A 19,122-nucleotide genomic window follows, 5' to 3' on the forward strand; every position below is an offset into this window, starting at 1 on the left:
GGCGGCATCTTGCCGTCTCCCCTGTTTGTATAGGCGAGCTACCGGGGAGGACTAATGACCGGATACATCCTTGCAATCGACCAGGGTACGACATCGACCAGGGCGATCCTGTTCGACGGCGCGATGAAGGTCGCCGGCAGCAAGCAGCAGGAATTCACGCAGCATTATCCTGCCTCCGGCTGGGTGGAGCATGATCCGGAAGAGATCTGGGCAAGCGTCGTCGCGACGGTCAAAGGCGCGCTGAAGGCCGCCGGCCGCGAGGCCTCGGATGTGGCGGCGATCGGCATCACCAACCAGCGCGAAACCGTCGTCATCTGGGACAAGGCGACCGGCAAGCCGATCCACAATGCCATCGTCTGGCAGGACCGCCGCACCGCGCCGCTGTGCCAGAAGCTGAAAAAACACGGCCTGGAGAAAAAGTTCACCAAAAAGACCGGCCTGCTGCTCGATCCCTATTTCTCCGGCACCAAGATCGCCTGGATGCTGGACAAGGTAAACGGTGCGAGAAAGCGCGCCGAAAAGGGCGAACTGCTCGCCGGCACCATCGACAGTTTTTTGATCTGGCGGCTGACCGGCGGCAAGGTGCATGCGACGGATGCCACCAACGCCTCGCGCACGCTGGTCTATAACATCGAGAAAAATGTCTGGGACGACGAGCTGCTCTCCATCCTGCGCATCCCGGTGGCGATGCTGCCTGAGGTCAAGGATTGCGCCGACGACTACGGCGTGACGGAAAAAAGCCTGTTTGGCGCCGAAATCAAAATCCTTGGCGTGGCCGGCGATCAGCACGCAGCGACCATCGGCCAGGCCTGTTTCGAGCCAGGCATGATGAAATCGACCTATGGCACCGGCTGCTTTGCGCTGCTCAACACCGGCGCCGATCTAGTGCGCTCGAAGAACCGGCTGTTGACCACCATCGCCTATCGGCTGAACGGCAAGACTACCTATGCCTTGGAAGGCTCGATCTTCATCGCGGGTGCCGCCGTGCAATGGCTGCGCGACGGCATCAAGGTGATCGGCAAGGCCGAGCATAGCGGCGTTTTGGCGGCAACCGCCGACCCCACGCAGAACGTCTATCTGGTGCCGGCTTTCGTCGGTCTCGGCGCGCCGCATTGGGACGCCGAGGCGCGTGGCGCGATCTTCGGGCTGACCCGCAACTCAGGCCCGGCGGAGTTCGCCCGCGCGGCGCTGGAATCCGTCGCCTACCAGACGGGCGATCTCCTCGACGCCATGCGCAAGGACTGGAAGGGGGCATCGGCCAAAACCGTGCTTCGCGTCGACGGCGGCATGGTGGCCTCCGACTGGACCATGCAGCGGCTGGCCGATATCCTCGATGCGCCGGTCGATCGCCCGACCATTCTGGAGACGACGGCGCTGGGCGCAGCGTGGCTTGCCGGCTCGAAGGCGGGTGTGTTGCCGAAGGCGAAGGATTTTGCCAGGAGTTGGGCGCTCGAGCGCCGCTTCAAGCCGGACATGGATGCCGACACCCGCTCGGCAAAACTGGCGGGTTGGCGCGACGCGGTGCGCCGGACATTGAGCGCGTCCTGATTTCGCACTTAAGACCAAGTCCGCGAAAAGACGAAGCCCGCGCCCGTTGCCGGCGCAGGCTCCGTCCTACCCTAACTTCGCCCTAAACACATCAATAGGGCGAATTACACTGCCGCCGAGGGCCGTAGTTGGGCTGGAATGTGTTGTCCGAGGCGCGGTAGGAGCGATAGCGGTCGTAGCACCACTGCACATGCGCATCGCCGCCGTAGACGCGGTTGTTCTCGCTGTTGACGATCGCACCGGTGATCAAGGCGCCGGTGGCGAAGGCAGCCAGCGGGAACCAGTAGTCGCCGTGACGGCGATAGCCGCGGTGATATTCGCGATAGCCGCGATGGCCATTCCAATAGCTGCCGCCATCATTGTTGCGCGAGAACTGGCGGTCCACGCGGAAATCGCGATTGCCGGAATTGCGGTTGCCATGGCGCATCCACCGCCAGTTGTCATGACGAGAATCGCCCACATTCACGATGTCGGACGAAGTTGCTGATGACTGGGGCACGAACATCTGGGCGGCATTGGCCGGCATAGCGGCGGCCGCGGCAAACGAAATTGACAGGGTGGTCGCCAGTAGACCCGTTGCGATCTTGTTCATGATCTTCTCCTTGAAGGGTGGTTGACGTCCCTTGTGAGACGAAAACGGCCCGCTCGTGCGATGGTTCCCACCAAAACAGTAAGTTGCTGATTTGTAATGCTTCTCAAATTTGGCGCGTGAGAAAAGGCGCGTCTCGCGCGCCAACAGATCGAAGCGGCGACCACGTTGCGGGAGCGGCTCACCGGGCTGGTGACGACGCAATTTGCGGCGCGTCGGGCGATGGCTGAAACCCCGGTGGAACGGCCATCTTTTTCCGGTTGACCGGTCGCGGCACTCTCCCTATGTTCCGCGCAATTTCGAGGGCGGCCTTTAGAGCCCGCGGGAGCGCGTAGCTCAGCCGGTAGAGCAACTGACTTTTAATCAGTAGGTCTCGGGTTCGAACCCCGACGCGCTCACCAGAAATATTTCGTGCGAAAGTTGCTCCCTATCAGCAGCCCCATCGCCGCCTACAATCGCCGCCCGGTCTTGGTGTCGAACAGATGAGCGCAGGCGCGGTCGATCTCGATGCGCATCTGCTCGCCCTGTTTCAGTGCCAGCCGCTCGCGGAAAAGGCAGGAGATTTCTTCTCCGGCGCAGTCGACCCTGGCAAAGATTTCCGAACCCGTTGCTTCCAGAAGCACGATCGTGCCGGGGATTCCTTTGGCGGTCGTCGCTCGGATGTGTTCGGGGCGGATGCCGTAGATGAGGTCGCCGCCGGGAATGTTGGTCAGGTCGATGCCTTCCGGCAGCGGCAAGATCAGTCCACCGGCGCTGCGGAAAACGCCTTCCTCGACATGGCCGCGAATGAAATTCATCGCCGGCGAGCCGATGAAGCCGGCAACGAAGAGGTTGGCCGGACGATCGTAGAGATCGAGCGGCGCGCCGATCTGCTCGACAAGGCCGTCATGCAGCACGACGATCTTGTCGGCCATGGTCATGGCCTCGATCTGGTCGTGCGTGACGTAGATGGTTGTGGTCCCGAGCCGCTGGTGCAGCGCCTTGATCTCGCCGCGCATCTGCACGCGCAATTTGGCGTCGAGATTGGACAGCGGCTCGTCGAACAGGAACACCTGCGGGTCGCGTACGATGGCGCGGCCCATGGCGACGCGCTGGCGCTGGCCGCCGGAAAGCTGACGCGGATAGCGGTCGAGCAGCTTGTCCAGGCCGAGAATGCTGGCGGCCCTGCCGACGCGGCCGGCGGTGTCGGCCGGATCGGCTTTCTTGATCTTCAGGGCAAAGCCCATATTGTCGGCCACCGTCATATGCGGATAGAGCGCGTAGTTCTGGAACACCATGGCGATGTTGCGGTCGCGCGCCCTGAGATTGTTGACGACGCGATCGCCAATGGCGATCCTGCCGCCCGAGATCGTTTCCAGTCCGGCAATCATGCGCAGCAGCGTAGACTTTCCGCAGCCCGACGGCCCGACCAGGATGACGAATTCGCCATCGGCGATGTCGACGCTGACATCGTGGATGATCTTGGCGGCTCCGAAAGCCTTCTGAACGTTGTTGATTGTTACCGATGCCATTGGATTTCTCCCGGAAATGAGTGATGTCGGGGCCGTGCCTCAGCCGCCCTTGACGGCGCCTGCGGTCAGCCCGGCGACGATCTGCCTTTGCGCGAACAGGGTCAGCACCAGCACCGGCAGCGTCACCACAAGTGCCGCAGCGGCGAGCGGACCCCAGCTCACCTGCTCGTAGGAAAGCATGTTGTAGACGGCGACCGGCAGCGTGCGAGTCTCGCGGCTGGCGAGCACAATGCCGAAGACGAAATTGTTCCATGAGAAGATGATCGACAGGATGAAGGCGACGACAATGCCCGGCTTGGCGATGGGCAAGGCGACCAGCCGGAACACCTGCCAGGAACTGGCGCCATCAATGTTGGCCGCTTCTTCCAGCTCCATCGGCGTGGTCTCGAAATAGCCGATCATCACCCAGACCACGATCGGCACCGTCACCACCAGATGGATAATGATCTGCGGCCACAGCGTGCCGAGAATGCCGACCCACTGGAACAGCAGGAACAGCGGAATGAGATAGGAAAGCCCCGGCGTCATGCGGGCGATCATGATGACCACCGCCGAGCGTTCGGCCTTGAGCCGCGCGATGCCATAGCCGGCCGGCACGCCGATCAGCAGCGCCAGCAACGTTGCCGTGCCCGTCACCAGAACCGAATTCCAGAAATAGAGCAGGAAATTGTTCTCCTCGAATACCTTCACATAGTTCGACCAGGCGAGATGTTCCGGGATCAGGATCGGCGGGTATGCACCGTTGTCGATCTCGAACTTCAGCGACAGCGAGACCATCCAGAGGAAGAACAGGATCGCCGGCGAGACGAAGACCAGAGCGGCGAAAAACAGCCCGATCCGGTTGAGCAGCCGTGAACTCATCTATTTGCCCTCCACCCCGATCCATTGGGAGCGCTGGCGGAGCATCAGCAGGATGAAGGACAGCGCGACGATGACGATGAAGAACACCACGGCCATGGCCGAGCCATAGCCGATGTCGTAGTAGGAGAAGGCGGTGTTGTAGAGATAGATGTTGATGGTTTCCGAGGCCGTGCCCGGTCCGCCCTGGGTCATGGCATAGATGATGTCAAAACTTTTCAGCGCATCGATAGTGCGGATGATCATCGCGATCATCAGGAACGGCGCGATCATCGGCAAGGTGAGATAGCGGAATTGCTGCCAGGCGTTGGCGCCATCGATCTCGGCGCTCTCGAAGGGCTCGCGCGGCACGGAGGCCAAGCCGCCCAGCACGATCAGCATCACCAGCGGCGTCCACTGCCAGGTCTCGACCGCAACCAGGGACGGGATGACCGTCCTGGCATTAAAGATCCATTCCTGCGCCGGGATGCCGACCAGCGACAACAGATAGTTGAGCACGCCAAGCTGGGGATGGAACATCATCGTCCAGACCAGCGCCACGGCGACTGGCGTTGCCATCATCGGCATGACGAAGACGCCGCGCAACAGGCCGCGCAGCGGAAATTTGGCGTCGAAGATCAGCGCCGCGACAGTGCCGAGGAACATCGGCGCCGCGACCGAAAGCGCCGTGTAGGTCAGCGTATGGAAAAGCGATTCCCAGAAGCGTTGGTCGGCTGCCAGCCGCAGATAGTTTTCCATCCCGGCAAAGCTTCGCGCCTGGCCGAGGGTCCAGCGGTTGACGCTCATCCACAGTGTGAAGGCCCAAGGAAAGACGATCACGGCGCCGACGACGACGAGCGCCGGGACGACGAAAGGCCAGTAGTTGGGAGCCAGACGGATGGTCTGGCCCCCTTCGATGGCTTGCGTCGTCACCCCGGTGCGTTCTGGGGTGATGGCGGACATCAGCCTTGCTCGCTCCGGTCGAGCACCGGCTGAAACTGCTCGGTGGCCTTCTTCAGTTCCTCCGCCGGATCGGCGCCGGCGATCAGATTGGTCAGCGCCACGCCATAGATGTCGCGGAACTCGGTGACCGGAATGATGACCGGCAGCGACAGCCGGCTGACATTGCCCGAGCCGACCACGGCATCGAGCCAGCTCGCCGGCATGGTGACGCCTTCGCGCACCTTGGGATCTTCCAGCACCGACTTGCGGAACGGCACGCCGGCACCCGCCTGCAGCAGGCGCGCGCCCATGGCGGGCGAAATCGCCCACTGGCAGAAGAGGTAGGCGGCCTCCTTCTTCTCGCTGGCGGCCGTCACGCCGAGGCCGTCGCCAAAGGTGCCGGCGGCATGCGCCTTGGGCCCCTTGGGCATGACGCCGTAGCCGACCTTGCCGACCACTCGTGACTTTTCCGGGTTTTCCATCGGCGGGGCAAAGCCGACGCCATCGAACCACATGCCGATCTTGCCTTGCAGGAAGGCGGACTGGGCTTCGGCCCAGTTGAATCCGGTGACGCCTGGAGGCGCCGACTTGGTCATCAGCCGCTGGTAGAGGCTGGCGGCCTCGACCGCCTCGGGCGAGGTCGTGCGCAGCTTGCCCTTGTCATCGAGCGGCGTCATGTCGTAGCCGAGCATCAGCGACGTCCACACCGGCGTGTTGGCGTTTTTCAGGCCGCGGGCGACAAAGCCGTAGGTGTTGGTCGACGGATCGGTCAGCGTTTCGGCGGCGGCCACCAGCTGCTCGAACGTCTCGGGGTATTTGAGGCCCTTGGCCTCGAACAATTCCTTGTTCCAGTAGACGATCCAGTAATCCACCGAGAACGGCAGCGAGCGCAGCACGCCCTGACCGTCCTTGGCAAACAGCATGCCGGCATCGGCGAAATCGGTTTCCACCAGCGCAGGATCGGTCAGGGTCGGGTCGGCGAGATAGCCTGATATGTCGGCCAGCCAGTCGCCCTTTTCGAACTGGCGCTTCTGCACGTGGTAGCTCAGATGCACGACGTCGAAGCTCGGTTTGCCGGAGCTCAGTTCGATCACCGTCTTCTGGCGCTGCTGCTGTTCCGGCGTCGCTTCGGCATTGACCTTGATCCCGGTCAGTTCCTCGAACTCGGCGATGTATTTTATCAGCGTGTCGCTGCGCGGGCTTTTCACCAGATTGACGTCAAGCGTCGTTCCCGCAAAGCGCTTCCAGTCGACGCCGGCGGCAAAGCTTGGGCGAACGCCCGCAAAGCCGGCGGCGGCAAGCGCCGCGGTTCCCTGAAGCAGTTGCCTCCTGGTTGGGTTGAACAGATTGGACGACATTTTCTTCCTCCCGGTTGTTGTCGTTGTCGATTGCGCCGCAGCGACCGCGGCGCGGCTCATGCTTCCTCAGATTTGCAGCGCCAGCCGGCGCGCCTTGTCGATATGCTGGCTAATGGCCTCGACCGCCTTGCCAGGATCGCGGCTCTGCATCGCATCGATCACCGCCAGGTGCTCGCGCATGACCGGCACGACGCGCCCGTCGATACGGAACCGCTCCTGGTGGATCAGCCGGATCTTCACCGAATTGACCAGATAGGCCTTGGCGATGATCTCGTTGCCCAGCGCATCGATGAACGTGTCGTGCATGGCCCAGTCGATGGTCTGCGCCTTGGCCTCCATCTCCGGCGTCGGGGTATGCGCCAGCGCCTGGGCAAGCATGTCCTCATGCTCGCGCCGCAAGCGGGCAAGCTCGGCGTCGGACGCGCTGACCGTAAACAGCGCCACCGCTTCACGCTCCATGAACAGGCGGAACTGAAAGGCCTCGCGGATCAGGCTGATATCGATATGGGCGATCTGCATGCCGCGCTGCGGGAAGGTCGTCAGCAGTCCTTCCGCCTCGAGACGCGGCACGATCTCGCGAATGGCGCCGAGCGGCAGTCCGGTGAAGGCAACCAGCTCACGCTGCGACACGAACTGGCCCGGCTTGAAGTCGCGCGCCAGCAAATGCCGCGTGAAGCTGGCATAGGCCTTCTCCCTGAGGGTGGTCGGTTCGTTGCCGTCTTCCATTTCGGCGCGCTTCTCTTTGCCGGTCAGGCCGGTTCCCTGGCAAACAAGCTGTCATAGGCTGCGGCAAGCTGCTGCTGCCCTTGCGACGCGATCGGCTCCAGCGGCGGACGGACCGCCAGCCAGCGCTCGTCGCCGGTCTTACGCGCCACCATCACCTTTACCGCCGGGGTGACCGGATATTTGAGCAATTCGAGCACAAAACTCTCGACGCGAGGATCGTCGCGCCCGTCCTCGGCCATGGCGCGGATTTCGCCCGGGACGAAATTGGCCATGCCCGAGATTGCGCCTTGACCACCCAGTCGCACCGCACGCGCCAGATGCCTTTCATCGCCGATCAGGATCACCAGATCGCCATGGGCGGCAAGCAGCGCCTCGCTGTAGCTCCAATTTCCACCGGAATCCTTGACCCCGGCGACCACGTCGGGAAAAGCAGTGCGCAACCGGCCGATCAGGCCAAGCGAAAGCTGCACCATGGTAACCGAAGGGATGTTGTAGAGCAGCACGTCACGGGCGAGGGGGCCGAGCGCGGCAAAGACGGCGGAGAACCAGCCGAAAAGGCCCTCCTCGCCGACATTCTTGAAGTAGCTCGGCGGGGCCAGCAGAATGTTTCGGGCGCCTCGCTGCAAGGCATGCTGTGCCTGTTCGGCGGCGTCTTCGGCGGCGTCGACCAGCACGCCGGCAACGAGTTGATGCGGCAAGATTCCAGCAGCCAGCATGGCTTCGGTCACCGACCGCCGCTCCGTCGTGCCCACCGACGCGCCTTCCCCTGTGGTGCCGAAAAGCGTCACGCTGCCGCAACCCTGCGCCAGGCAACTTTTGGCCTGAGCGATCATGGGAGCGGTGGCGATCTGCCCGCGGGCATCGAAAGGCGTGGCGAGAGCGGCCGAAAGGCCAAAGCGTGATGTCACCGGAAGGTCTCCGAAGTAGGTGTGTATGCCGTGCTAGCACACTAACATGTTAGTCGTAAATTGGGGTGGTGCGCTTTTTTAACGGCGGAGGGCCTTCACAGGTTCGAAGCCCATGGCGGATCGAGACCATTGGCGAAACAGCAGGATGGTCCAGTGTTCGGGCGCGGAGCGGCAGCTCCAAGCTTGTCCCCATTCCAGTCGATGGCTAAACTCAGCCTTCCCAGGGGAGGTTCTGACATGACACTTCAGCTTTCGGCGGATGCTGTCGCTCCTAAGGCGGCGGCGCCTCAAAAATACCTCTTCGGCCCGGTCGCCGATTTCCTCATGCTGGGCGGCAGCGCCTTTCTCATCCTGCCGGTGCTGTTTCTCGTTCCGCTCGAATATGAAGGTCCGGTGGCCGCAACGATGGTCTTCGTGGCCTATCTCGTGAACTATCCCCACTTCGCCCACTCCTACCAGCTCTTCTACCGCAATTTCGGGCGCAAGGTGACGGGCGACGGCTACGACAGGAGCCTGCAGCTCCGCTACATCTTCGCGGGCATTGTCGTGCCCCTGGTCATGGCCGGGTTCTTTGCCTATGGCGCCGCGGCGGCGAACACGCGCCTGCTCGGCTATGCCACCAACGCCATGTTCTTTTTCGTCGGTTGGCACTACGTCAAGCAGGGCTACGGCATGCTGATGGTGGATGCGGTGCTGAAGCGCAAATTCTTCGACGACCGCGACAAGAAGGTGCTGCTGGTGAACTCCTATGCGGTGTGGATCCTGGCATGGCTGCAGACGAATACGGCGGTCACCCAGGGCAAATATTATGGCCTGGACTATTACACATTCGCGGCCCCTTCCTGGGTCACCAACATCGCCATGCTGGCGGCCGTTGCGTCGACGGCGGCCACGCTCTTGATGCTGGTCAATCGTTGGCGGAAGAACGGCGGCGGCCTGCCCTATAACGGTTTGGTGGCCTATGTGGCGTCGCTCTATCTCTGGATCCTGATTGCGCGCGTAAACCCGCTTTGGCTGCTGATCGTGCCCGCGCTCCACTCGCTGCAGTATCTCGCCGTGGTCTGGCGCTACCAGACGAACGTCGAGCGCGACAGTTCCGATGCCGAAAGCGATCCGCAGCCGAAAATCCTGTCCTTTCTTGGCCCTCTCTACAGGTTTCGGCTCCTCGGCTTCATCGTCGGCGGCACGGCCCTTGGCTATCTCGGCTTCTGGCTGATCCCATCCGCGCTGACGGCTTTGATTCCCTATGACAGGCAAGTCCTGGGGTCATCCCTGTTCTTCTTCATCGTGCTCATCTTCATCAATGTGCACCATTATTTTCTGGACAATGTGATGTGGCGCCGTGGCAATCCGGAGGTATCGAAGTATCTGTTCCGCTGACTGATGCGCAGACTGTCGAGCCCGGTTTTCGTCAGCTGTCGAATATGCCATTGCGAGCGTGATCGTCAGTGCAACGGAGAGCCCTGGAATGGCGGAGTGCTTTTCCGAGAGCCGCCTGGAAAATACCCTGCGGTGGCATCTGTACCGGCGTTGGCGACTATGCCGAGGTTGGCGCCGCCGGCGTGACCCTCGACGCGTGAGTTGCGGCCGACGTGCGGCGGGATCGGCTGGAACGTCACGAAACCAGTGAGACATTGCCGCCGGCATGGCGCTCGATGCGGCCGGCAAGGTCGAGTTCCAGCAGCACCATGGAGACTTGCGCGGCGTTGAGGCCGGTGTGGCGGATGATCTCGTCCACGCCCACCGGCGTTGGGCCCAGCGCCTCGAGCACGCCGCTGCGTTCGTCCTCACCGGGCGGGGGTGTTGCCGAAAAATCGGGTGCCTTTTCTGGCGGCGCAATGCTTCGCGTTCGCGTGCCCGCCAAGGGTGCGATCGCACCGGAAACATCGGCCGCCTCGGTGACCAGGGTGGCGCCATCCTTGAGCAGCCCGTTGGAGCCGGCGCAGCGCGGATCGAGCGGCGAACCCGGTACGGCAAAGACCAGCCGGCCCATCTCGCCGGCCAGGCGCGCGCTGATCAGCGAGCCGGAGCGTTGCGCAGCTTCGATCACCACCAGTCCGAGGGCGGCGCCCGCGACAAGCCGGTTGCGGCGCGGAAAATCCTGCGCCCGCGGCTGCCAGCCGAACGGCATTTCCGAAATAACGGCGCCGCCACGCTCGGCAATGTCGTCGCACAAGCCGATATTTTCGGGCGGGTAGGGGACATCGAGCCCACCGGCCAGCACACCCACTGTACCAGTCGAGAGACTGCCCTGGTGTGCTGCCGTGTCGATGCCGCGCGCCAGGCCGGAAACGATGACGTAGCCGTCGCGGCCAAGATCCGCCGCCAGCATGCGCGCCATCTTGATGCCGGCGAGCGACGCGTTGCGGGCGCCGACGATGGCCACCGCCGGCAGGCGAAAGACGGCTGCCTCCCCCTTCACGGCAATCAGCGGCGGCGGATTGTCCATGTTTTTCAGCATCGGCGGGTAGTCGGCCTCGCCGATGCCGACGAAGCGGGCGCCGTTTTCACTGGCTGCGTCGAGTTCCGCTTCGGCTTCCTCCACGGAAGGAATGCGCATGATCCTTTTGGCTCCGCCCGAAATCATCAGCTCGGGCAGCATCTCCAACGCCGCCTCCGCCGAACCAAAGCGGTTGATCAATTCGCGAAACGAGGCCGGGCCGACATTTTGTGTGCGGATCAGCCGCAGCCAGCTCAGCCGCTGCCGGTCGCTGAGGCGCGGCCCGGCGGCGGGCTTGCTCAACCCTTGGCTCCGATCTTGCCTTCGGTGCCGGCAAGAAGGCGCGAAATGTTGGCGCGATGTTTGAAGATGACGATCAGGCTCATCACCAGGAACAGCCCGGCGGTCTCAGGTGTGCTCCAGAAATAAAGCGCGATCGGCACGATGACCGCGGCCGTCAGCGCTGCCAGCGAGGAATAGCGAAACAGAAAAGCCATCGCCAGCCAGACGACGATAAAGATCAGCGCCACATGCCAGCCGAGCGCGATCAGCACGCCGAGATAGGTCGCCACGCCCTTGCCGCCCTTGAAACCGAGCCAGACCGGAAACAGATGGCCAAGGAAGGCGCCAAGGCCCGCCCAGAGTCCAAGGCCGGCCCACAGTCCGTAGTCGTGTCCAAAATGGCGCGCGATCATCACCGCCGCCGTACCCTTCAACGCGTCGAGCACCAGCGTCGCGGCGGCGAGGCCCTTGTTGCCGGTGCGCAGAACGTTGGTGGCGCCGATATTGCCGGAGCCGATTTTGCGCACATCGCCGAGGCCGGCCGCGCGGGTGATCAAGAGGCCGAAGGGAATCGAGCCGAGGAGATAGCCGAACAGCAATGCCAGGATAACGTTATAACTCATTGTTTGCCCCCGCATTTCCCCAGCAACATATCGGTCTGCGACGTGGCGCGATCGCTCTAGCTCGAAAACACTGTGCGGCCCGCCACCAGCGTTTGCAAGACCATGCCTTGCAGCCGCGCACCTTCGAAGCAGGTGTTTTTCGAGCGCGAGCGGATGCCGCTTTCACTCACGATCCAGGGTTCTTCAAGGTCGATCAGCGCAAGATCGGCCGGCGCTCCCGGCTTCAGCGTGCCGCCCGGCAGGCCGAACAGCCTTGCTGGTGCGGTGGACAGTGTTTCGACCAGCCGAAGTAGCGGCACGTCGCCATTGTGGTAGAGCCGAAGCGCTGCTCCAAGCAGCGTCTCCAACCCGATCGCGCCGGCAGCTGCATCGGCGAAGGGAAGGCGCTTGGTGTCGACATCCTGCGGGTCGTGCGAGGAGACGATGATGTCGATCGTGCCGTCCTTGACCGCCTCGATCATGGCCAGCCGGTCTTCCTCCGCGCGCAAAGGCGGCGTCAGCCGGAAGAAGGTGCGGTATTCCCCGACATCGTTCTCGTTCAGCGACAGATTGTGGATCGCCACGCCCGCCGTGACATTGGCCTTGTCGGCTTTCGCGCGCGTCATCGCTTGCGCTGCCATCGCCGTCGAGATCTTGGCCGCGTGGTAGGCGCCGCGCGTCAGCCGTGCCAGCGCCAGGTCGCGCTCCAGCGGGATGGACTCGGCCTCGCGCGGAATGCCGGCAAGGCCGAGCCAGCTGGCATACAGGCCTTCATTCATCACGCCCGCCGAAGCGAGGTCGCCATCCTGTGTCTCATGTGCGATGACGCCGCCGAAATCGCGGGCATAGGTCAGCGCCCGGCGCATCACCAGTGCGCTGGATATTGTGTGCCGCCCATCGGTGAAGGCGACCGCACCGGCCTCGCGCAACAGGCCGAATTCGGTCATCTCGCGACCGGCGAGGCCTTTGGTGATCGCCGCCGCCGGAAAGATGTTGACGCTTGCCGTGTCCCGGGCGGTGCGCAGCACGAATTCGACCAGCGCGACATTGTCGATCACCGGGTCGGTGTCGGGCATCATGACGACGGAGGTGACGCCGCCGGCCGCCGCCGCAACGCTGGCCGAAGCGATGGTCTCGCGATGTTCGCCGCCCGGTTCGCCGATGAAGACGCGCGCGTCGATCAGGCCGGGAATGATCGCCTTGCCGGCGCAGTCGACCACGGTGGCTCCCGCCGGCAGGCCCTGGTTCAGGGCAGCCTTGCCGGCGGCAACGATCTTTTTCCCTTCGACGATGACGGTGCCGACCTCGTCGATGCCGCGTGACGGGTCGACGATGCGGGCGCGCTCAAAGACCGTCGTGCTCATGCGCCGCGGCCCTCTGCATTGCGGCGGGGATCGAGCAGCGCTTCCATGACCGCCATGCGCACGGCCACCCCCATCTCGACCTGTTCCTGGATGACGCTTTGCGGACCGTCGGCGATTTCGGACGCAATCTCGACGCCGCGGTTCATCGGACCGGGATGCATCACCAGCGCGCCGTCCTTGGCGGCCTTCAGCTTTTCGGCATCGAGGCCGAAATAGCGGAAATATTCGCGTACCGAAGGCACGAAGGCGCCTTCCATCCGCTCGCGCTGCAGGCGCAGCATCATCACCACGTCCGCGCCCTTGAGGCCCTCTGCCATCGAGCGCGAGACGATGACGCCCATTTTCTCGATGCCGGACGGTAGCAGGGTCGACGGCGCCACCACACGCACCTGCGCACCAAGCGCGTTCAACAGCATGATGTTGGAACGCGCCACGCGAGAATGCAGGATGTCGCCGCAGATCGCTACGATCAGTTTCGACAGCGGCCCCTTGGCGCGGCGGATAGTCAGCGCGTCGAGCAGCGCCTGCGTTGGGTGTTCATGCGCGCCGTCGCCGGCATTGACCACCGAGCAGCCGACCTTCTGCGCCAAAAGGGCGGCGGCGCCCGCAGACTGGTGGCGGATGATCAGGATGTCGGGGCGCATGGCGTTCAGCGTCATCGCCGTGTCGATCAGCGTCTCGCCCTTCTTCACCGAAGAGCTCGCCACCGACATGTTCATGACGTCGGCGCCGAGCCGTTTCCCGGCCAGTTCGAACGACGACTGCGTGCGCGTCGAGGCTTCGTAGAAGAGGTTGATCTGGGTGCGGCCGCGCAGCGTCGAGGTCTTCTTTTCGGACTGCCGCGAAATGGCGACGGCGCGATCTGCCCGGTCGAGCAGAAGCTCGATGTCACCGGGGGAAAGATCGCGGATGCCCAGAAGATGGCGGTGAGGATAAAGCGGCAGGGACGAAGCGTCGGTCATCTCAAGGCGCTGCTATAGGGGGGAGAATTCCTTGCCGCAAGCGCCAGCTTGGGATTGCGGCCTTTCTCCCCGGTATTTTCGTCGCGCGCGCCGCCTGCCTTGGGCTATATCTAGCCGATTGCTTCGGATTCGAAGCCTTGTGATGTGAGGCCTTTCTTGCGTTAGAAGGCCCTTCTACTTTCAGAAGGATTGGGCGTGACCGACGACGTGACCAACCAGCCTCCGCCGCTGACGGGCGGCAACGCCTGGCGGGGCGATCCGTTGCTGATCCAGCTTGCCGAGCGTTTTTCCGATCCGGTGCGCAAGGACCTCGACGGGCTTGGCCGGTTCGTCCTGACGCAGGAGGCGCAGGAGCTGGCGCGCCTCGCCAATGTCGAGACGCCGAAGCTCCGCACGCATGACCGTCAGGGCCGGCGCATCGACCTCGTCGAATTCCATCCGGCCTATCATGCGCTGATGCGCCGCTCGGTTGCCGGCGGCCTGCATTCCTCGATCTGGGAAAACGGCGATAGCGAGATCGGCCGTCGCCATCAGGTGCGCGCCGCGCGTTTCTACCTGACCGCCGAACTCGAGACCGGGCATCTCTGCCCCATCACCATGACCAGCGCTTCGCTGGCCGCCCTGATGGCCAGCCCAAAGCTGTTTCGCGAATGGGCGCCGCGCGTGACGACGCGCAAATACGACCAGAGCCAAAAGCCGCCGGTCGACAAGGCCGGGCTGACGCTCGGCATGGGCATGACCGAAAAGCAGGGCGGCACCGACGTGCGCGCCAACACCACACGGGCCGAACGCGCCGGCAGCGGCTTTTATCGCCTCACCGGCCACAAATGGTTCATGTCGGCGCCGATGTCGGACGCTTTTCTCGTGCTTGGACAGGCGCCGGAAGGGCTTTCCTGTTTTCTCGTCCCGCGCATCCTCGGCGACGGTTCCGGAAACGGCTTCCGCTTTCAGCGGCTGAAGGACAAGCTCGGCAACCGCTCCAACGCCTCATCGGAGGTAGAGTTCGTCAACGCCATCGGCGAGATGGTCGGCGAGCCCGGCGCCGGCATAAAGACAATCATGGACATGGTCACGCTGACCCGGCTCGACTGCGCCGTCGCCTCGTCGGCAATCATGCGAGCGGGGCTGGCTGAGGCCGTGCATCACGCCCGTCACCGCCAGGTGGCCGGCTCGACGCTGATCGAACAGCCGCTGATGCAGCGCGTGCTGGCGGACATGGCGCTCGATGTCGCCGCCGCCACGGCACTCTCGTTCCGACTGGCGCGCTCCTTCGACGAGGCTGCCGGCGACCGCGGCGAGGCTGCTTTTGCCCGCGCCATGACCCCGGTGGTCAAATACTGGGTCTGCAAGATCGCGCCGCCACTGCTCTATGAGGCGATGGAGTGCCTCGGCGGCAATGGCTATGTCGAGGAAGCGCCGCTCGCCCGCTACTACCGCGAAGCCCCGGTCAATGCGATCTGGGAGGGCTCAGGCAATGTCATGGCGCTCGACGTGCTGCGCGTGCTCGGCCGCGCGCCCGGCCTGTTCGAGGAGGTGCTGGCCGGCATCGACCGCGATCTCGGCGCCGGCGGACGCGGAACCATTGGCGTGCTCAAGGCGGCCATGCAGGTCGCCGGCACCGATGAGGGGTCGGCCCGCCTGCTGACCGAACAGCTGGCGCTGTCGGCGGCAGCTGCGGAATTGCGCCGGCTGGGGGCAGGGCGGATTGCGGACGCCTTCGTCGAGACGCGGCTCGCCGGCCAGTGGCGCAACACCTATGGCATGCTCGATTCGCGCCACGATGCGCGCATGATCATCGACACGCTCTATCCGCCGGTGAATTGAGGGCCTTCCGCCAGGCCGTGAACGAATTTGCCTGCCTGTGGACAGCCGTTAACCTTAACGAATGGTTTCCGTTGCAGCCGCAGGCCGCAGACCCCACTGTCTTTGTCACCAAAGCAGGAATGCCATGCGGCACATTTTGACGTCCTTTCTGGCCTTGCACTGGGCGCTGGTTTTCGCCCTGCTGGCGTTCATCTGTGTCGATGGAAACCGCGGCGTTGCGGGCGCTCTGGGCGTGCTCGGCGTCGTCGTGGAAAACACTCGTCTGGCCGATCTCGACAATGCTGCCGTCGTGGCGCCGCTGGCCATCGCCTTGCTGGTCGTGGCGGTGCTGTTTTGCTGGGTCTTCGTCGAGAGCCTGGTTAACGCCGCGGCGAGCCCGGACGGAGCCGACAGTGTGGCGCGGACCGCCTTCATTTCGGCATCCGCGGTGTTGTCGCTCATCCTGATCGGCGGCGCAGCGCGAGGCATCAACGGCCTGTTTTTGGTTGTCGCCGTGCAATTGGCGGCACTTCTGGCCTCCTATGTCGCCATGCTGGCCGAGCGGAGGTCGGTCTTCGCTGTCATGGTTTCTCGGGAGGCAGAGAGCCGCGCCACCGCCCATGCCATAGCCAAGGGTGCCGCGCACGGCTCCTTGCTGTCGCGCATTTCCGGCCGTCCGGACATTGGTCCCAGCGGTCGCAGAGGCGGCTCCAGCCGCAGGGACGGTCACTGATGCGCACGCTGTTCGCATTGTGGGCCGCGCCACTCGCTCTGTTCTGGGGCTGGTTCTTCCTGTCGCTCAACGACATCAATTTCGGCTACGTCATGCTCAGCCGGCAGCTGCATGATTTCGTGTTCCAGCTCTACGGGCAGATGCTGGGCATCGATCCGGCGATCATTCCGGGCATGGTGGCAAGGGCCTGCATCTTCGACGGCTTCCTGCTGATGGCATTGTGGGCGTTTCGCCGCCGCCGCAACATCATGGCCTGGGTCAGGCGGCAGGCGGGGAATCCGGTTCCGTCCGATCGCGTGGGTCAAGCGACTGGAGCCGGTCCAGAACTCCCTGCAGAATAAAGGCCGCAGCCGCCGAATCGATCTTGTCGGCGCGCTTTCGGCGCGAGAAATCCATCTCGATCAGCGTCCGCTCCGCCGCCACCGTCGACAGCCGCTCGTCCCACAGCACGAAGGGCAGGTCGGTTATGCCTGCCATGTTGCGCACGAAGGCGCGCGACTTCTGGGCGCGGGGACCTTCCGACCCATCCATGTTGATCGGAAGACCGAGCACAAACGCGCCGACATTGTCCTTCTGCAGTTGGGCGAGCAGCGCTGCCGCATCCAGCGAAAACTTTTTGCGCAGGATGACCGGGCGCGGATGGGCAAAGGACAGGCCGCGGTCGGAAACGGCGACACCGATCGTCTTGTCGCCGAGGTCGAGCCCGGCCAGCGTCCTGCCGCCTTCCAGGCGTGACGGCAGATCCTCGATTGCTATGATGCCCAACGGCTTTCCCCACCAGCTTTACCGTGACCCAGTCTTAACCGTGACCCAGACTTACCGTGACCCAGACTTGCCGTAACAAAGACCGCGACACGTTCTTTTGAACCGCGAGCACACTATGTCACTTTAATTTTGCTGCCGGCGTTCTATCTTCCGGCGCAACCAAAATCGAGGAACACGATCGATGAAATTGACCTGGTACGGACATTCCGCCTTCCGCGTCGAGACATCAGGCGCGACCATCCTGATCGACCCCTATCTCGTCGGCAACCCATCATGGACGAGCGGCTGGGAGGGGCCGGCGGAAGGCGTCACCCATGTGCTTTTGACCCACGGCCACAGTGACCATGTCAGCGGCGCGGTGGAGGTGCTGAAGAAGAGCGGCGCCCAGCTGGTCGCCAATTACGAGATCTGCATGTACCTGGTCGGCAAGGGCGTCGACGGCAAGAAGATCAATCCCGGCAATCATGGCGGCACCGTCGATTGCGGTGCCTTCACCACCACCTTCGTGCAGGCACTGCATTCCTCGTCGTTTGGGCTCGATGGCGGCCAGAACGTCTACCTCGGCAATCCCAACGGGCTGGTCCTGCATTTCCCGGAGGACAAGACGCTCTACCATATGGGCGACACCGACATCTTCTCCGATATGGCGCTGATCGAGGAACTGCATGAGCCGAAGATCGGCCTCGTGCCGGTCGGCGACCGCTTCACCATGGGCGGCGCGGTGGCGGCCCTGGCCTGCCGGCGCTTCTTCCACTTCGACACGGTCGTTCCCTGCCATTTCGGCACCTTCCCGATCATCGACGCGACGGCGGAGAAGTTCGTGGCCGGCCTCGAAGGGTCAGGTGTCGACGTAGCCTTGCCAGCGATCGGCCAAACGATCACACTATAAAGCGATCGTTTGAACGATCCCTTGTCGCAAAGGGGAATCAAACCATGGGCTTGAGAGTGACTCTTTGCGTGTCGATGCTGGTTGCGGCGTCGCCCGCATCCGCCGCCGAGGACTTCATCAAGGGCGTTTACCTCCAGACCCAGGAGCTTTGCGCGCAAGCCAAAAAGGACACGCTGCAGACGCTGATCGACACCGGCAATGTCATCTTGTCGGCGGACGGCCTGCAAAGCGTCGAGTATAATTGCGAGTTCGTCCAGGTCACCAAGGCGACGCGCTCGCCGAGCTGGGCGGTCACTGCCATCTGCCAGGAGCCGGGCTTTCTCTTTCCCGATATACTGTCGATCACGCAGATGAACGCGACCCAAATCGACATCGTCTCGGTGCGCCCGACCGCCGACGAAGGCGAGCAGGCCGGCAATGGCGGCAGCTATTATCTGTGCGAGGGTGTATCGCTGCCCTAGGCTGAAATGCCGCCCTGGCATGAACGGGCTCTATCCCCAAGCACGATCGATGTTGCGCGGAACGCGCCACGCCGCTATAGCGCCATCTGGTTTTCCCAAAGGCTAAAGACATGTCCGTTGATCTGCAAACTGTGAAGCGCGTCGCGCGTCTCGCCCGCATTGCGGTGAGCGAGGAGGATGCCGAGCGCATGACCGGCGAGCTGAACGCCATTCTGGGCTTTGTCGAGCAGCTGAACGAGGTCGATGTCTCCGGCGTCGAGCCGATGACATCGGTGACGCCGATGGAGATGAAGAAGCGCCAAGACATCGTCACCGACGGCAACAAGGCTGCCGATATCGTCGCCAACGCGCCGGCCACTGACGAGAATTTCTTCCTCGTGCCGAAGGTCGTGGAGTAGCTGG

Annotated in this window: 20 protein-coding genes and 1 tRNA gene; 9 read left to right on the forward strand and 12 right to left on the reverse strand. The window is 63.4% G+C overall.

Features of this window, described 5'->3' with window-relative positions; genetic code table 11:
• Positions 1-54 precede the first annotated feature (54 nt).
• The gene (gene glpK / locus NKI10_RS10700) at positions 55-1,548 is read left to right on the forward strand and encodes a glycerol kinase GlpK (protein ID WP_352859841.1); all 1,494 of its coding nucleotides are present in this window, start codon (positions 55-57) and stop codon (positions 1,546-1,548) included.
• Between the two features lie 91 nt (positions 1,549-1,639).
• Here the strand turns inward: glpK and NKI10_RS10705 are convergent, their stop codons facing one another.
• On the reverse strand, positions 1,640-2,140 hold the full coding sequence (locus NKI10_RS10705; RefSeq protein ID WP_352859843.1) for a BA14K family protein: 501 nt from the start codon (positions 2,138-2,140) through the stop codon (positions 1,640-1,642).
• Positions 2,141-2,462: 322 nt separating this feature from the next.
• On the opposite strand from NKI10_RS10705, the gene NKI10_RS10710 reads away from it, so the two are divergent.
• Positions 2,463-2,538: transfer RNA gene (locus NKI10_RS10710), tRNA-Lys, on the forward strand.
• Between the two features lie 48 nt (positions 2,539-2,586).
• Here NKI10_RS10710 and NKI10_RS10715 read toward each other — a convergent pair.
• The 6 genes from NKI10_RS10715 to NKI10_RS10740 all read right to left on the reverse strand — a co-directional run bounded on the left by NKI10_RS10715 (position 2,587) and on the right by NKI10_RS10740 (position 8,419).
• Positions 2,587-3,648: an ABC transporter ATP-binding protein gene (locus NKI10_RS10715; protein ID WP_352653619.1), complete on the reverse strand. Its 1,062-nt coding sequence runs from the start codon at positions 3,646-3,648 to the stop codon at positions 2,587-2,589.
• A 39-nt stretch (positions 3,649-3,687) separates the two neighbouring features.
• Positions 3,688-4,509, reverse strand: a complete 822-nt coding sequence (locus tag NKI10_RS10720; RefSeq protein ID WP_023684659.1) for a carbohydrate ABC transporter permease — start codon at positions 4,507-4,509, stop codon at positions 3,688-3,690.
• Complete coding sequence (locus NKI10_RS10725; RefSeq protein ID WP_023824856.1) at positions 4,510-5,448, reverse strand: carbohydrate ABC transporter permease; 939 nt, start codon at positions 5,446-5,448, stop codon at positions 4,510-4,512.
• The gene (locus NKI10_RS10730; protein ID WP_023806080.1) at positions 5,448-6,785 is read right to left on the reverse strand and encodes an ABC transporter substrate-binding protein; all 1,338 of its coding nucleotides are present in this window, start codon (positions 6,783-6,785) and stop codon (positions 5,448-5,450) included. Before NKI10_RS10730 ends, NKI10_RS10725 begins: the two co-directional genes overlap by 1 nt.
• A 66-nt stretch (positions 6,786-6,851) precedes the next feature.
• Positions 6,852-7,511 (reverse strand): GntR family transcriptional regulator, encoded by a 660-nt coding sequence (locus NKI10_RS10735; RefSeq protein ID WP_023738696.1) that lies wholly within the window; start codon positions 7,509-7,511, stop codon positions 6,852-6,854.
• Between the two features lie 23 nt (positions 7,512-7,534).
• On the reverse strand, positions 7,535-8,419 hold the full coding sequence (locus tag NKI10_RS10740; RefSeq protein WP_023670987.1) for a dihydrodipicolinate synthase family protein: 885 nt from the start codon (positions 8,417-8,419) through the stop codon (positions 7,535-7,537).
• 237 nt (positions 8,420-8,656) lie between these two features.
• On the opposite strand from NKI10_RS10740, the gene NKI10_RS10745 reads away from it, so the two are divergent.
• Positions 8,657-9,799, forward strand: coding sequence for a hypothetical protein (locus NKI10_RS10745; RefSeq protein ID WP_023712370.1), 1,143 nt, complete (start codon positions 8,657-8,659; stop codon positions 9,797-9,799).
• Between the two features lie 235 nt (positions 9,800-10,034).
• Here the strand turns inward: NKI10_RS10745 and dprA are convergent, their stop codons facing one another.
• From dprA to NKI10_RS10765, 4 genes are read right to left on the reverse strand one after another with little or no spacing between them, the layout of a single operon-like run.
• Positions 10,035-11,162, reverse strand: coding sequence for a DNA-processing protein DprA (gene dprA, locus NKI10_RS10750; protein ID WP_023670989.1), 1,128 nt, complete (start codon positions 11,160-11,162; stop codon positions 10,035-10,037).
• Entirely contained in the window at positions 11,159-11,764 is a 606-nt protein-coding gene (gene plsY, locus NKI10_RS10755) for a glycerol-3-phosphate 1-O-acyltransferase PlsY (RefSeq protein ID WP_023696534.1), read from the reverse strand. The genes dprA and plsY overlap by 4 nt, the downstream gene beginning before the upstream one ends.
• A gap of 56 nt (positions 11,765-11,820) precedes the next feature.
• On the reverse strand, positions 11,821-13,107 hold the full coding sequence (locus tag NKI10_RS10760) for a dihydroorotase (RefSeq protein ID WP_023706213.1): 1,287 nt from the start codon (positions 13,105-13,107) through the stop codon (positions 11,821-11,823).
• Positions 13,104-14,069, reverse strand: coding sequence for an aspartate carbamoyltransferase catalytic subunit (locus tag NKI10_RS10765; RefSeq protein ID WP_023806087.1), 966 nt, complete (start codon positions 14,067-14,069; stop codon positions 13,104-13,106). Before NKI10_RS10765 ends, NKI10_RS10760 begins: the two co-directional genes overlap by 4 nt.
• A 195-nt stretch (positions 14,070-14,264) precedes the next feature.
• Here NKI10_RS10765 and NKI10_RS10770 point away from each other — a divergent pair, with 195 nt between their 5' ends.
• The 3 genes from NKI10_RS10770 (at position 14,265) to NKI10_RS10780 (ending at position 16,946) form a co-directional block, all read left to right on the forward strand.
• Positions 14,265-15,893 (forward strand): DNA alkylation response protein, encoded by a 1,629-nt coding sequence (locus NKI10_RS10770; protein WP_023670993.1) that lies wholly within the window; start codon positions 14,265-14,267, stop codon positions 15,891-15,893.
• A 124-nt stretch (positions 15,894-16,017) separates the two neighbouring features.
• Positions 16,018-16,605, forward strand: a complete 588-nt coding sequence (locus tag NKI10_RS10775; protein WP_023742456.1) for a hypothetical protein — start codon at positions 16,018-16,020, stop codon at positions 16,603-16,605.
• On the forward strand, positions 16,605-16,946 hold the full coding sequence (locus tag NKI10_RS10780) for a DUF6105 family protein (protein WP_023670995.1): 342 nt from the start codon (positions 16,605-16,607) through the stop codon (positions 16,944-16,946). The genes NKI10_RS10775 and NKI10_RS10780 overlap by 1 nt, the downstream gene beginning before the upstream one ends.
• On the opposite strand, the gene ruvX is transcribed toward NKI10_RS10780, so the two are convergent.
• Entirely contained in the window at positions 16,864-17,370 is a 507-nt protein-coding gene (gene ruvX, locus NKI10_RS10785) for a Holliday junction resolvase RuvX (protein WP_023742455.1), read from the reverse strand. The two genes, NKI10_RS10780 and ruvX, sit on opposite strands and share 83 nt — an antisense overlap.
• 181 nt (positions 17,371-17,551) lie before the next feature.
• On the opposite strand from ruvX, the gene NKI10_RS10790 reads away from it, so the two are divergent.
• From NKI10_RS10790 to gatC, 3 genes are all read left to right on the forward strand, one after another.
• Positions 17,552-18,259 (forward strand): metal-dependent hydrolase, encoded by a 708-nt coding sequence (locus NKI10_RS10790; protein ID WP_023684673.1) that lies wholly within the window; start codon positions 17,552-17,554, stop codon positions 18,257-18,259.
• Positions 18,260-18,303: 44 nt separating this feature from the next.
• Positions 18,304-18,720, forward strand: a complete 417-nt coding sequence (locus NKI10_RS10795) for a hypothetical protein (protein WP_023696540.1) — start codon at positions 18,304-18,306, stop codon at positions 18,718-18,720.
• Positions 18,721-18,830: 110 nt separating this feature from the next.
• Positions 18,831-19,118, forward strand: a complete 288-nt coding sequence (gatC, locus tag NKI10_RS10800; RefSeq protein WP_023670999.1) for an Asp-tRNA(Asn)/Glu-tRNA(Gln) amidotransferase subunit GatC — start codon at positions 18,831-18,833, stop codon at positions 19,116-19,118.
• Positions 19,119-19,122 lie beyond the last annotated feature (4 nt).

The organism is Mesorhizobium sp. M0802, assembly GCF_040320115.1.
In the GTDB taxonomy this organism is placed as follows: Bacteria; Pseudomonadota; Alphaproteobacteria; order Rhizobiales; family Rhizobiaceae; genus Mesorhizobium.

What these genes read in the sequence shown, in the direction of transcription:
- NKI10_RS10760 (WP_023706213.1), bottom strand. Translation starts at nt 13,107, where the DNA reads ATGAGCACGACGGTCTTTGAGCGCGCCCGCATCGTCGACCCGTCACGC.
- NKI10_RS10720 (WP_023684659.1), bottom strand. Translation starts at nt 4,509, where the DNA reads ATGAGTTCACGGCTGCTCAACCGGATCGGGCTGTTTTTCGCCGCTCTG.
- NKI10_RS10780 (WP_023670995.1), top strand. Translation starts at nt 16,605, where the DNA reads ATGCGCACGCTGTTCGCATTGTGGGCCGCGCCACTCGCTCTGTTCTGG.
- NKI10_RS10765 (WP_023806087.1), bottom strand. Translation starts at nt 14,069, where the DNA reads ATGACCGACGCTTCGTCCCTGCCGCTTTATCCTCACCGCCATCTTCTG.
- glpK (WP_352859841.1), top strand. Translation starts at nt 55, where the DNA reads ATGACCGGATACATCCTTGCAATCGACCAGGGTACGACATCGACCAGG.
- NKI10_RS10735 (WP_023738696.1), bottom strand. Translation starts at nt 7,511, where the DNA reads ATGGAAGACGGCAACGAACCGACCACCCTCAGGGAGAAGGCCTATGCC.
- NKI10_RS10790 (WP_023684673.1), top strand. Translation starts at nt 17,552, where the DNA reads ATGAAATTGACCTGGTACGGACATTCCGCCTTCCGCGTCGAGACATCA.
- NKI10_RS10725 (WP_023824856.1), bottom strand. Translation starts at nt 5,448, where the DNA reads ATGTCCGCCATCACCCCAGAACGCACCGGGGTGACGACGCAAGCCATC.
- plsY (WP_023696534.1), bottom strand. Translation starts at nt 11,764, where the DNA reads ATGAGTTATAACGTTATCCTGGCATTGCTGTTCGGCTATCTCCTCGGC.
- gatC (WP_023670999.1), top strand. Translation starts at nt 18,831, where the DNA reads ATGTCCGTTGATCTGCAAACTGTGAAGCGCGTCGCGCGTCTCGCCCGC.
- NKI10_RS10730 (WP_023806080.1), bottom strand. Translation starts at nt 6,785, where the DNA reads ATGTCGTCCAATCTGTTCAACCCAACCAGGAGGCAACTGCTTCAGGGA.
- NKI10_RS10705 (WP_352859843.1), bottom strand. Translation starts at nt 2,140, where the DNA reads ATGAACAAGATCGCAACGGGTCTACTGGCGACCACCCTGTCAATTTCG.
- NKI10_RS10795 (WP_023696540.1), top strand. Translation starts at nt 18,304, where the DNA reads ATGGGCTTGAGAGTGACTCTTTGCGTGTCGATGCTGGTTGCGGCGTCG.
- NKI10_RS10745 (WP_023712370.1), top strand. Translation starts at nt 8,657, where the DNA reads ATGACACTTCAGCTTTCGGCGGATGCTGTCGCTCCTAAGGCGGCGGCG.
- NKI10_RS10775 (WP_023742456.1), top strand. Translation starts at nt 16,018, where the DNA reads ATGCGGCACATTTTGACGTCCTTTCTGGCCTTGCACTGGGCGCTGGTT.
- NKI10_RS10715 (WP_352653619.1), bottom strand. Translation starts at nt 3,648, where the DNA reads ATGGCATCGGTAACAATCAACAACGTTCAGAAGGCTTTCGGAGCCGCC.